Annotated in this window: 12 protein-coding genes; 8 read left to right on the forward strand and 4 right to left on the reverse strand. The window is 53.0% G+C overall.

Going from position 1 to position 12,676, the window contains the following annotated elements; translation table 11 throughout:
* The first annotated feature begins 11 nt into the window (after positions 1–11).
* The 7 genes from J0A68_RS03545 to J0A68_RS03575 all read left to right on the forward strand — a co-directional run bounded on the left by J0A68_RS03545 (position 12) and on the right by J0A68_RS03575 (position 6,377).
* Positions 12–1,778, forward strand: coding sequence for a MutS-related protein (locus tag J0A68_RS03545; RefSeq protein WP_206576805.1), 1,767 nt, complete (start codon positions 12–14; stop codon positions 1,776–1,778).
* Between the two features lie 67 nt (positions 1,779–1,845).
* Entirely contained in the window at positions 1,846–2,001 is a 156-nt protein-coding gene (locus J0A68_RS03550; protein ID WP_157373283.1) for a lmo0937 family membrane protein, read from the forward strand.
* Between the two features lie 72 nt (positions 2,002–2,073).
* Positions 2,074–3,219 carry a 5-(carboxyamino)imidazole ribonucleotide synthase gene (locus J0A68_RS03555; protein ID WP_206576806.1) on the forward strand — a complete coding sequence of 382 codons (1,146 nt, stop codon included), beginning with the start codon at positions 2,074–2,076 and terminating at the stop codon, positions 3,217–3,219.
* Positions 3,216–3,731, forward strand: a complete 516-nt coding sequence (gene purE, locus J0A68_RS03560) for a 5-(carboxyamino)imidazole ribonucleotide mutase (RefSeq protein ID WP_206576807.1) — start codon at positions 3,216–3,218, stop codon at positions 3,729–3,731. Before J0A68_RS03555 ends, purE begins: the two co-directional genes overlap by 4 nt.
* A gap of 74 nt (positions 3,732–3,805) precedes the next feature.
* Positions 3,806–3,946 (forward strand): hypothetical protein, encoded by a 141-nt coding sequence (locus tag J0A68_RS03565; RefSeq protein ID WP_206576808.1) that lies wholly within the window; start codon positions 3,806–3,808, stop codon positions 3,944–3,946.
* Between the two features lie 135 nt (positions 3,947–4,081).
* Positions 4,082–5,191, forward strand: coding sequence for a Fic family protein (locus tag J0A68_RS03570; RefSeq protein WP_206576809.1), 1,110 nt, complete (start codon positions 4,082–4,084; stop codon positions 5,189–5,191).
* A 61-nt stretch (positions 5,192–5,252) separates the two neighbouring features.
* Entirely contained in the window at positions 5,253–6,377 is a 1,125-nt protein-coding gene (locus J0A68_RS03575) for an amidohydrolase (protein WP_206576810.1), read from the forward strand.
* Positions 6,378–6,407: 30 nt separating this feature from the next.
* Here J0A68_RS03575 and J0A68_RS03580 read toward each other — a convergent pair whose 3' ends face one another.
* From J0A68_RS03580 to J0A68_RS03590, 3 genes are all read right to left on the reverse strand, one after another.
* Positions 6,408–7,178, reverse strand: a complete 771-nt coding sequence (locus tag J0A68_RS03580; protein WP_206576811.1) for an NIPSNAP family protein — start codon at positions 7,176–7,178, stop codon at positions 6,408–6,410.
* Between the two features lie 152 nt (positions 7,179–7,330).
* Entirely contained in the window at positions 7,331–9,658 is a 2,328-nt protein-coding gene (locus J0A68_RS03585) for a M1 family metallopeptidase (RefSeq protein WP_206577218.1), read from the reverse strand.
* Between the two features lie 82 nt (positions 9,659–9,740).
* Positions 9,741–10,319, reverse strand: coding sequence for a HupE/UreJ family protein (locus J0A68_RS03590; protein ID WP_206576812.1), 579 nt, complete (start codon positions 10,317–10,319; stop codon positions 9,741–9,743).
* A gap of 84 nt (positions 10,320–10,403) precedes the next feature.
* Between J0A68_RS03590 and J0A68_RS03595 the strand changes: the two genes are divergently transcribed.
* Positions 10,404–10,895 (forward strand): DUF6702 family protein, encoded by a 492-nt coding sequence (locus J0A68_RS03595; protein WP_206576813.1) that lies wholly within the window; start codon positions 10,404–10,406, stop codon positions 10,893–10,895.
* A 135-nt stretch (positions 10,896–11,030) separates the two neighbouring features.
* On the opposite strand, the gene J0A68_RS03600 is transcribed toward J0A68_RS03595, so the two are convergent.
* Entirely contained in the window at positions 11,031–12,497 is a 1,467-nt protein-coding gene (locus tag J0A68_RS03600) for a glycine--tRNA ligase (RefSeq protein WP_206576814.1), read from the reverse strand.
* Positions 12,498–12,676 lie beyond the last annotated feature (179 nt).

Raw genomic sequence — 12,676 nt, forward strand, 5'->3', positions numbered from 1 at the left:
TATATTTGGAGATGGATATTTTTGATTTTCGGCAGGAGGGTCTGGAGGGCAAGTTGGGATCGGTGCGAAAGAAGGCCTCCCAGCTTTCCCTTCTGCGCCTGGTCTTGTTTTTTGCAATCGGCACGCTGTTCGTCCTCGGCCTAGCAGAGCACCCGATATTTCTGATTCCGGCGTTGGTCGTAGCCTATCTCTTTGTTCGGTCGGTGGCGTCCTACAATTTCCAAAAAGACCAAGAAGCCATCTACCTTGCCCTGGAGCAGATGGCTGCTCGAAAGGAAAAGCGGAGCCAGCGGCAGTTGGCGGGATTTGATCCGGGGACGGATTTTTTGGACAAAGCCCATCCCTTTTGCAACGATCTGGATCTGTTTGGCGAGCATAGCCTATTCCAGCTGCTCAATCATACGGTCTCCCCGGGCGGGAAGGCACGGCTGGCCGCCTTGATGAAAAGTAGTTTTTCCAGAAAAGAATCTGAAGAGAGGGCAGAGGCGGTGGTGGAGCTGGGCTCCAAGCGTCTCCTGCTTCAGGCTCTGGAAGCTGCCGGACTTGCCCTCAAAAAGGAAGGCAAAGAGGATGCAAAGTGGATCGCTTGGCTGGGATCGGCGGAGAAGCTTTCGGTCTTTGCCAGGATTCTGGCCATTGTCGGCCCCTTGGGGGGCATCACGATGCTGGCCTTGATCTATGTGGGAATTATTCCCCCTGCCTTGCTTGGGGTTTGGGTCTTGATCGGCGTGGCTGTTTTGGGGACGGTCTTTCAGCCCCTGAAGAAGGCCGATGAGTCCATTCCCTTTGCCTCCACGCTCAAGTCCTACCGGGTCAGAGCCGAGCAAATCGAGAAAGAGGTCTTTGCTTCCGCCCAGCTGCTCGCTGCGCAAAAAGCCCTCTGTCCCGATGGCGCGTCTCCGTCGGCCTTGCTGCGGGACTTGGATAGGCTGGGCCTTTGGGTGCAAAACCGCCTCAACCTGCTCTACTTGCCGATCAACCTCCTGTTTTGGACGGATTTTCTGCTTTTTACCCAGCTGGTCTCCTGGAAAAACAGGGTCGGCCAGTCCCTCAGCCATTTGCCTGAAAATCTTGAAAGATGGGAAGTGTGGGCTTCTCTCGGAGCCTTTGAGGCGGAGATGGAGGGCTGCGGGGAGTTTCGCTGGACGGATGACAGCCAGCTGATCGCCACAGAGGTCTCCCATCCGATGATCTTGCCGGGGAAGGCGGTGCCAAATTCCATCCAGTTTGACTCCAGCCATAGACTGGCGCTGCTCACTGGTGCCAACATGAGCGGCAAGACGACCTTCATGCGCACCCTTGGGATCAACTGCGTCCTGGCCAACCTGGGCCTGAGCCCTTTTGGCAAGAGCCTGGTCATGGGGGATTTCCAGCTCTACACCAGCATGCGCAATTCCGACAACCTGGGGGAAAGCGTCAGCTCTTTCTACGCCGAGCTCAAGCGCATCCATACCCTGATCGAGCGGCTGGAGGCAGGCGAGGAGCTGTTTTTTCTTTTGGACGAAATATTAAAAGGTACCAATACCCAAGATAGAATCTCTGGCTCGGAGGCACTGATCAGGCAAACGCTCCGCCTCCGGGGCTTTGGGATCATCAGTACACACGACATTGAGCTGTCTTCACTGGCACAGACTGTGGAAAATATTCACAATTATTCCTTCCACTCGGAGATCCTGGACCGCTCCATCGACTTCGACTACAAGATCAAAAAAGGGCCTTGCCCGAGTTTCAACGCACATAAATTGATGGAATTGATGGGGATCCGCTTCGAGGGCTGAGCGCATGTGGCACTTGGATTGGGTAGGGTGATTCGAAAATGAATTGTTTACCTAAACCAAATTTATCATGAGCTCTTTATTGTATCTTATCGCGTTGGTGTTGATCATTGGGTGGCTGTTGGGAGTGTTCGTTTATAGTGTGGGAGGATTGATCCACATCCTGTTGGTGTTGGCTGTTGTTGCCATCTTGCTCCGCCTAATCGGTGGCGGTAGGGCCGTCTGAGAAGGCAGAGGATCGGATCCGACTTTTATTTCTACGCCTATTCTCTGAGAATCTGTTAATTTTGGCGTGCTTATGACTAATCCTGCACAAAACCAGATTCTCGGAATTCTCGGAGGAGGGCAGCTTGGACGAATGGTGATCCAAGCCGCCATCAATTACAATCAAGATATCCACATTCTCGACCCTGATGCCAATGCTCCCTGCAAGGACATTGCTCAGGCGTTCGAGGTGGGGTCTCTCAAGGACTTTGACACGGTCCTGGCGTTTGGGAAAAAATGCGACGTGATCACGGTGGAGATCGAAGCGGTCAACACCGAAGCGCTGCAGAAGCTGGCGGACGAGGGGAAAAAGGTTTTTCCCCAACCCCACATCCTCAAGCTCATCCAGGACAAGCGGGAGCAAAAGCAGTTTTACCAGCAGCATGGGATTCCCACCGCTGACTTTGTGCTGACGGCCGACAAGGCGGATGTCGTCTCAAAAAAGGATTTTTTGCCTGCCGTCAACAAACTCGGCAAGGAAGGCTACGACGGACGCGGGGTGCAGATCCTGCGCAGCGAAGCCGATCTGGAGCAAGCTTTTGACGCACCGGGTTTGCTCGAAAAACTCATCGATTTTGACAAGGAAATAGCCGTCACCGTAGCCCGCAACGAAAAGGGGGAGCTGATCGCCTATCCTGCCGTCGAGTGCGCCTTCCACCCCACCGCCAATCTGGTGGAGTTTCTTTTTGCGCCAGCGGAAATCTCACCCGAAATAGAAGCCAAAGCCCAGGAAATCGCCAAAGACGTGATCCTGAAACTGGACATGGTCGGCATCCTGGCCGTGGAGCTATTTGTCACCAAGTCCGGCGAAGTGCTCGTCAACGAGATCGCGCCCCGTCCCCACAACAGCGGACACCATACCATCGAAGCCAATTTTACCTCCCAGTTTGAGCAGCATCTGCGTGCGGTGATGAACTGGCCGCTGGGTGACCCCAGCCTGCGCTGTCCCGCCGCCATGATCAACCTGCTGGGCGAAGACGGCTACAGCGGAGAGGCGATAGTGGAGGGAAAAGAAGAAGCCATGGCCGAAAAGGGCGTGTATATCCATCTTTACGGCAAAAAACTCACGAAGCCTTTCCGAAAAATGGGCCACGTGACCCTGCTGGACGAAAGTGTCTCCAGCCTCAAGGCCAAGGCCAACCGAATCAAAGAACTCATCAAAATCAAATCCAACGCATGAACCCACAGGTAGGAATCATCATGGGAAGTCAGTCGGACCTTCCTATCATGGCGGAAGCCGCCCAGTTTCTGGAAGAACTCGGAATCGCCTATGAGCTGACCGTCGTATCCGCGCACCGCACGCCTCAGCGCATGATCGACTATGCGGGCTCTGCCCGTGAGCGTGGGATCAAAGTGATCGTGGCGGGAGCTGGCGGAGCGGCGCATTTGCCAGGAATGGTCGCGTCACTAACTAGCCTGCCCGTGATCGGCGTACCCGTGCTGAGCTCCAATTCCATCGATGGCTGGGATAGTATTTTGTCCATTCTGCAGATGCCGAGCGGGATTCCCGTCGCTACTGTGGCGCTGAACGGAGGCAAAAACGCCGGTATTTTGGCAGCTTCCATCGTCGGAGCCTACGATGCGGAAGTCGGGAACAAGATGGACTCATTCAAGGCCGGCCTTCGCCAGAAAGTCGAAGATTCCGCCGCACAGCTGGAGGAAAAAGGCTGGAAAGCGGTACTGAAGAAATGATTTGAAATTTGGGATTCGAAATTCGGGTCGACCAAAATTTCAAATCTCAAACCTGTAATTTCAAATTCTCCCCCATGGATTGGAAAAAGCCCATCAAATTCAAGATCGGTTCGGAGGACTGGGAAATGCCCCTGAACGTTCTGATCATGCTGATCGCCATTACCTTGGCCTTGATGGGGCTGGGGGCTTGGATGGGGTTTCAGTTTGGATCATAAAACGGACTTAAGAATGCCTTGAGCCGATTAGAGAAGCTAATCGGCTCATTTTTTTTGAAATTATGAGCCGAATAAATTGATTAATCGGCTCAGATATTGAGTATATTTGAGCCGAATAGGATCCACAATTGGCTCATGACGTATAATTGGCAACTAGCTGGCTGGCCGGAGTTTCAGTTTTCCCCGGGTTTGCTGGACGATTTTCAGCTGAAATTTCTGCTGAAGTCCGGAAAATCCAACGGGCAATATTCCGGCATTTCCCCCGAGAAGAAAGACCAGCTTCTCGTAGATATCCTGTTGTCCGAGGCGATCAAGACCTCCGCCATCGAGGGGGAGTTTCTCAGCCGAGTCGATGTGATGTCTTCCCTCAAAAAGTGCCTTGGCATCCATGAGGAGCGGCCCCGATTGGTCAAGGACCATCGAGCCAAAGGCATTGCCAAGCTGATGGTGGCCGTGCGGCAGTCTTGGCAGGAGCCGCTGAGCGATGCGATGCTCTTTTCCTGGCATGAGATGCTCATGGAGGGCAATCGCTTCATCCAGGCCGGAAAATGGAGAGCGGGGACGGAGCCCATGCAGGTGGTCTCGGGAGCGATGGGAAAGGAAGTGGTGCATTTCGAGGCGCCTCCTTCCGATCAGGTTCCGCAGGAGATGGTGCGCTTTATCGCTTGGTTTAATGCCACGGCGCCAGGAGGAAAGCAGGCGATTTTGAACCCGGTGTTGCGATCCGCGTGGATCCATATTTACTTTGAGAGTATCCACCCCTTTGAGGATGGAAATGGCCGGATTGGCCGTGCTTTGGCGGAAAAAGCCCTGCACCAAGGTGTGGAGCACCCGATTTTGATCAGTCTCTCCCAGGTGATCGAGGCAGATCGCAATCTTTATTACGAAAAGCTGAAAGAAGCCCAAAGCAGCCTTCAGATAGACCGTTGGCTGACGTACTTTGGGGAAGTGGTGCTCAAGGCCCAGGAAAAGGTGGAGGAATTGATCGAGTTTTCACTGAAGAAAACACGGCTTTTCGATACCTATCGTGCCCAGCTGAATGAACGGGAACTGAAAGCGCTCAGCCGGATGCTGGACGAAGGCCCAGACGGCTTTGAAGGCGGTATGAATGCCAAGAAGTACATGTCGATCACGGGGGCTTCCAAGGCCACGGCGACCCGGGACTTGCAGCGTTTGCGTGATTTGGGGATTTTGATCGCCGGGGGAGGTGGGAGAAGTGTGCGGTACGAGATAAACCTGATCTGATTAGCTTTTGAGGCGAACTTTTCCAAAGTTCGAGGCTTAGGAAAAGTCCAACGCCCCAGCCATGAACCATCTCATCCAGCTCAGACATACCCTTCATCAGTTTCCCGAGATCGCCTTGGAGGAGGGGAAGACTGCCAGGCGGATTCTGGATTTTTTTGCCCCGCTCGGAGCAGACCGGACGATCAAAGGCCTGGGAGGTACAGGATTGGCCTTTGTGTTTAGAGGCAAAAAGCCCGGAAAGCGGCTGCTCTTCCGTTGCGAATTGGACGCCTTGCCCATCGAGGACCTGAAGCCCAGCGATCACCAAAGCCAAATCCCCGGGAAGGGCCATCTCTGCGGACACGATGGGCATATGGCGATAGTCTGTGGCTTGGGGGAAACCCTTTCCAAAAGCCGACCCGAATCGGGGGAAGTAGTCTTGCTTTTTCAGCCTGCCGAAGAAACAGGGGATGGAGCGAAGGCCATTTTGGATGATCCCCGGTTTGCCGAGATCCGTCCCGATGCGGCCTTTGCGCTGCATAATCTGCCGGGATATCCCCTTCATCAGATCGTCATGAGAGCGGGGACTTTCGCGGCAGGCAGTACCGGGATGACGGTCTCGCTGACGGGAAAAACTTCCCACTCCGCCCATCCTGAAGCCGGAATCAACCCTGCCCAGGCACTCGCCAACTTGATCCAGAGGCTTCCGCGGCTGCCACAGGACTTGCCCGGCTATGCGCTGCTCACCCTGATCCATGCTGAGTTGGGAAGTCTGGCCTTTGGCACGAGTGCCGGAAAGGCAGGCCTAAGCATGACCCTGCGCGCTTTTGACCAGGCTGAATTGGAGCGCTTGATCGCTTTGGTGAAAAGGGAGGCCAAGATTGAGGCCGAAAAGGCAGGCCTGAAGCTGGACTTTCACTTTGTCGAAAGCTTTGCAGTTTCCAAAAACGATCCCGACCTCTATCCCATGGTGGAGCAGGCCGCCAATAATCTCGGGCTTTCCGTCGTGGAAAAGCCCGATCCCTTCCGATGGTCAGAGGATTTTGGGCTTTTTTCCCAGATTTGCCCGGCCTTTTTGTTTGGCCTGGGTGCGGGGGAAAACTGCCCCCAACTGCATGAAGGAGCCTATGATTTTCCGGATGAGTTGATTGGGACTGGCGTGGGGGTTTTTGAAGAATTATCGGAACTGATTTTATCCAAGGACTGAAAAAGCCGACGGAAGTCGGCTTTTAGCTGTTTAGAAGTCAGAGTAATCTGTGGGATAAAGAAGCCGCTGGTCGTTTTTAGTCATGATGTTTTGATATTCCGGCAATACTTTCATCCGATTCCAATCGGGATCAGCGCCGAAGGCCTTCCAATGTGCATCTCTGGACTCGATATCCGAAAAGGTCGTCATGTACATCAGGTTCGGCATATTGGCTCCCGCGATCACTTCCCCATAGAATATCGGATTGAATTCCAATTTTGTGAAAATGTCCATTTCTCCTTCGTTGAACATTTTCACTTTCTGCTTGTAAAGCTTCTCGGTGGGGCTTTCATAGCTCCTCAATTCGTACACGCGGTCTTTTTTTGGTCCAGTGACCTTGGATTCTGCAAATCTCGGATGTCCGGTGAAGGCTTGAAGAAAGGCTGTCTCGATTCGAGTGTATGGAGGGTTTTCAAATGGCGCGTTGATGTAGGCAGTTCCAGCCATTTGATAGCTTTGATCTTTAGCCAGCTTGCTTTCCAATTCCGAATAGGCTTTCATAGACGAATAAGGAATGAGTAGGTAGATTTTTTTGCCCGCATCGGCTTGGGATGCGATGGGTTTGAAGACTCCAGCCTTGGGTATTCCATTTCGATGTAGTGCCGGGAGGAGGGCTTTCTCCAGGTAGGTGTCGATTTGACTTTCCTGATCGGCATTTTCGATGTGGTAGATCCTCAATTCATAGAAGTCCCGTTTTTGCGCAAAGGCCTGGATGGCGAGAAAGGCAAAAAAGAGGATAGGCAGGAAAATCTTGTTTTTCATGATGATAGGCTGAAGGTTTATTGATGGGTATTGGGCGATAATTTAGGCTTTATCGGTTAGCCTTCATCCTGTAGCTTCCGGTTAGGCCATAAAAAAGCCCCAAAGGACATTGCCTCGGGGCTGTAAGTCTAAAATTCTGTAACGGCTATTGCCTACTTTTTCTGCGCTTTTTTCATCGGGTTGTCTCCTGTGGAGGCTCCCCGTACTCCGCCGGCGCCTTTGAACAGTTCGAAGCGGGTCGGCTGGTACTGCCTCGGCCAGTAGTTGCTGCTTTCGTCGATGTCGGCGGTTTCGCGCTTTGGATCCAATACAAAGCGAACCACTTCTTTTTCCTTCACAAACACCTTGGTGACCTGGGATTCGCTTTTTCTCCAGATCTCAGCCGGTATGCGCTCGACTTCGGACGTGCCATCCGCATACTGGAACTCGATGATCAACGGCATGACCAGGCCTCCCACGTTTTCGAAAGTCATTTCGTAGAAGTTCAGGTCTTTGTTTAGGATTGCTTTTTCCTTGTCGGAAAGGCTCGCCATGAATTTCTTGTAGGCTTCCTCGTCCTCCGGGGTCACCGTGAAAGGATTGTAGGTGGTATAGAAGTCGCGGGTGGCTGGATCGGCTTCGATCACGGTCTGTGGTACGTCTTTTTTGTTGTACTCCTTGCTGACGTAGGTTTCATCCCGTTCTGCTTCTGCCTGGGCCGCGGCTTTTTTCTCCTTTGGAGTGCGGTTGTCCAGCTTGTACCAGCTGACGTTTTCGATGGAAATATCCACCGGCTCGGTGCCGTAAAACCAGCCTCTCCAGAACCAGTCCAGGTCCACTGCGGAAGCATCTTCCAAGGTTCTGAACAAATCATCGGGGGTCGGGTGCTTAAACATCCATCTTCTGGAATATTCCTTGAAGGCATAGTCAAACAGCTCTCTCCCCATCACCGTCTCCCGTAGGATATTCAGGGCGGTTGCCGGTTTGGCGTAGGCGTTGGGGCCAAACTGGATGATGTTTTCCGAATTGGTCATGATCGGCTCCAAGTATTTCTTTTCGCTCCTCATGTAGGGGACAATGGCATGCGCAGGGCCTCTGCGTGAGGGGAAGTTTCGGTCCCACTCCTGCTCCGCCATGAACTGCATGAAGGTATTCAAGCCCTCGTCCATCCATGTCCACTGGCGCTCGTCGGAATTGACGATCATGGGGAAGAAGTTGTGGCCCACTTCATGGATGATCACGCCGATCATGCCATTTTTGATCGCTTCGGAGTAGGTGCCGTCCGCGTCCGGTCTGCCGTAGTTGAAGCAGATCATCGGGTATTCCATGCCGTTGGCTGCCTCTACGGAGATGGCAACCGGATAGGGATAATCAAAGGTGTGTGCGGAGTAGGACTTCAGGGTATGCGCCACCACTCGGGTAGAATATTGCTCCCAAAGCGGGTTGGCTTCCTTGGCGTAGTAAGACATCGCCATGACGTCTTTGCCGCCCAGTTTCACCGCCATCGCATCCCAAATGAACTTTCTGGAAGAGGTCCAGGCGAAGTCGCGGACATTTTCCGCTTTGTAGATCCAGGTTTTTTTGCCACTGGCTTTCTTCTTCTCCAGAGCTTCTGCTTCAGCTTGGGTGCGGATGATGACAGGATTGTCGTAGGTCTGGGTGGCTTTTTTCCATCTTTCCAGCTCGGTGGATGAGAGGACCTCCTCCGGGTTTTGGAGCTCTCCTGTAGCACCGACCATGTGGTCTGCCGGCACGGTGATTCTCACTTCGTAGTTGCCAAAAGTAAGTGCAAATTCCCCCGAACCCAGGAATTGCTTGTTTTGCCAGCCTTCGAAGTCGGAGTAGACGGCCATTCTTGGGAACCACTCGGACATGGTGTAGAGGTAGTTTCCGTCTTTGGGAAAAAGCTCATAGCCCGGGCGGCCGCCGATGAAGCCTACGCGGTCGGTGATGTTGAAGCTCCAATCGATGGAAAAAGTGAAGGTTTCGCCAGCCTTCAGCGGCTGGGGAAGGTCCACCCGCATCATGGTCTTGTTGATGGCGACGTGCAGCGGGTTTCCGCTGGCGTCTTTGATGCTGTGGATTTTCACGTCGTGGTCATCCGAGTGCCAGAGAATCCCCTCAAGGGCGCGCATGGACATTCTTGGGCCTATGCTCGATTCGGTCACTTTTGGCGTGTCCGAATCCTTGCTCCGGTTGTTTTGGTCCAGCTGGAGCCACAGGTAGGTCAGCTGGTCGGGGGAGTTGTTGATGTAGGTGACCGTCTCGGAGCCTTTGATGGATTGGTTGTCGTCATTGAGCTCGACGTCGATCACGTAGTTGGCCTGCTGCTGCCAGTACATGTGTCCCGGAGCACCGGAGGCGGTACGATAGACGTTGGGCGTGCGGAGCATGGTGCCCAATTGCTCAAAACGGTAGCCGTGGTTTTGTTCGGTATGCTGGGCAAAGCTGGGAAGGACCGTGGCTAGCCCAAAGCTCGCCAAGGCGATAAGTCTTTTCATCATAGGGGTAGTTGGGTATTGGTATGCGAATAAATAGATTGATTGTCAAACAGAAAAGAATTCTGTTTTTGGCGGTAGATTTTTACCAAAATTTGGTTTCCAGGAGCAGCATGCAGTCGACTCCGAGGACAAATGCCGAGACGATCAGCGTCCAATCCTTGCGGTTGACGCCTGCCAGGTGGAGCAGGGAGGTCAAAAGCAGAAATGCGGCGACGATCACTATCTGTCCTACTTCCAGACCCAGGTTGAAGGCCAACAGCGGCTGCCAGATGCTGGCTTCCCGGCCCAGGAGCTCCTTCAGATAATTGGAGAAGCCCAGCCCGTGGATCAGTCCAAAGAATCCCGCAAAGAAGTAGTTTAGGTTGAGGCCTTTTCCGTTGGAAGGCCTGTTTTTGAACAGGTTGACCAAGGCCGTGATGGCGATGGTCACCGGGATCAGAAATTCGATGAACTCGGAGCGAAACTGGACGATGTTGAAGGTAGCCAAGGCCAAGGTAAGGGAGTGGCCAATGGTAAAAGCGGTGACGAGAATGAGGATTCTTTTCCAATCCCGGGCCACATATACCGCACAGAGCGCCAGGACGAAGAGGATGTGGTCAAAGCCATTGAGGTCTAGGATGTGCTGGAGTCCGAGTTTGAAATAAAGTTGAAAGGAGGACATACTTGGGAGAAAAGCTGATGAATGGGCTAACTTGCAGGCAATAATACGGCATTGTTTGCTAAGAACTGAACCCCTCGTCACTAAATGAAGCTACCGCTGTTGTCTGTTTTGGCCTCCCTGTGGATGATTTGGGCCCATCCTTTCTTCATCAGCCTGACCGAGATGAGATACAATCCCAACTCGAAGAAGATGGAAGTGGCCCAGAAGATCTTTTGGGATGACCTAGAGGTCTCTTTGGGAAAGGAGTTTGGACAGTCAGTGGATTTTCTCAATCCCAAGGACCAAGCCAAGCTCGACCAGCAGCTCAAGGCCTACCTTCTCCGGCACAACCAGCTCTGGGTCAACGGAAAGCCCGTGGCTCTGAACTATCTGGGCTATGAAGTGGAGGAAGATGCGGCCTGGTTTTATCTGGAGTCCGCGGCAGCCGATATTCCCGAGACGGTGGAGGTGAAGACAACGATTTTGCTGGGGGATTTTGACGGCCAGCAAAACATCGTCCATGTCTATTTCCAGAGCAAGTCACCCCGGAGCATGCTGCTGGGGAAGGGCCAAGAAAAAGGGAAAGTGGAGTTTTAGACGTTAGACAAAAGAAAAGCCGCTGGAAAGCTAATTCCAGCGGCTTTTTTATGGTTTGAGACTTTTGACTTCAGATTTTAGACTTCGACTCCGCTCAGTCTGACAATGGACATCCGACTTCCAACCTCCTACTTCTTACATTTTCTCAAAAATCCTTCTGAAGCTGGTCGCCTCGGCGATTCGGCCATGAAGCTCGGAGATGGCCACGCGCTCCTGCTCGGTGCTGTCGCGGTGACGGATGGTGACGGTATTGTCCTCCAGCGTCTGGTGATCCACGGCAATACAGAAAGGAGTTCCGATCAAATCCTGGCGGGCATAACGCTTGCCAATCGACGCCGCATCTTCATAGATGATGTTGAAGTCGTACTTGAGCAAGTCCACGATCTCCTGGGCCTTTTCGGGCAAGCCGTCCTTTTTGGTCAAAGGAAGGATGGCGGCTTTCACCGGAGCGATGGCCGGGTGAAACTTCAGGTAGGTTCGGCTCTTTTCCTCGGACTTCTCCTCGGTGTAGGCATTGCAGAGGGTCAAGAGGAACAAGCGATCCGCCCCGATGGAGGTCTCGATCACATAGGGGATGTAGTTTTGGTTGATCTCCGGATCGAAGTACTGCTGCTTTTTCTTGGAGTATTCCTGGTGGGACTTGAGGTCAAAATCGGTTCTGGAGTGGATGCCTTCCACTTCTTTGAAGCCGAACGGGAATTCAAACTCGATGTCCATGGCGGCATTGGCATAGTGGGCCAGCTTTTCGTGGTCGTGCTTGCGGAGCTTAGCCGCGGGAGTGCCCAGCGCCAAATGCCACTTCATGCGGGTCTCAGCCCACTTTTGGTACCAGTCCAGCTCGGTGCCAGGACGCACAAAAAACTGCATCTCCATCTGCTCAAATTCCCGCATACGGAAGATAAACTGACGGGCGACGATCTCGTTTCGGAAGGCTTTTCCGATCTGGGCGATCCCAAAAGGCACCTTCATGCGCGCAGTCTTCTGCACATTGAGGAAGTTGACAAAAATCCCCTGAGCCGTCTCCGGACGCAGGTAGATGGTGGAAGCGTCTTCGGCTACCGAACCCACCTGGGTGGAAAACATCAGGTTAAACTGGCGCACGTCAGTCCAGTTGCTAGTGCCGCTGATCGGACACTTGATGCCTTCATTGACGATCAGGTCGCGGACTCCTGCGAGATCCTCGGCTTCCAGCAGTCTGGCTAGGGCTCCGGTGAGGGAGTTTGCTTTCTCGATATCTCCAGCCCGCTCAAAGGTCGCCGCATGCTCTTCCACGAGCACGTCGGCACGGTAGCGCTTCTTGCTGTCCTTGTTGTCGATCATGGGATCGTTGAAGCTGTCCACGTGGCCGGAAGCTTTCCAGGTGGTCGGGTGCATGAAGATCGCCGCGTCGATGCCGACGATGTTTTCCTGCACTCGGGTCATGGTCTCCCACCACAGGCGCTTGAGGTTGTTTTTCAGTTCCACGCCATAGGCTCCGTAGTCGTAGACCGCCTGCAGGCCGTCGTAGATCTCGGAACTGGGGTACACAAAGCCGTACTCTTTGGCGTGGGAGATGATATCTTTCAGTTGGGCGTTTTCGCCCGGAGTTTCAGTTTTTGCCATAGGCCGCAAAAATAGGGAAACAAATTGATTTGGGTAAAGTCAAGGCATGCCTTCCAGGAGGGATTCCGCACTTTTTCCGAAAGCTTACAGAAACGCAAGTGGTTTTAAACCAAATAAATAAAAATCCAAGCGTTCTATTTCGCTTAAGGCGAAAAACTAATCTTTCAGAAATCCGTCCA

This window comes from Algoriphagus oliviformis, from assembly GCF_017254915.1.
In the GTDB taxonomy this organism is placed as follows: domain Bacteria; phylum Bacteroidota; class Bacteroidia; order Cytophagales; family Cyclobacteriaceae; genus Algoriphagus; species Algoriphagus oliviformis.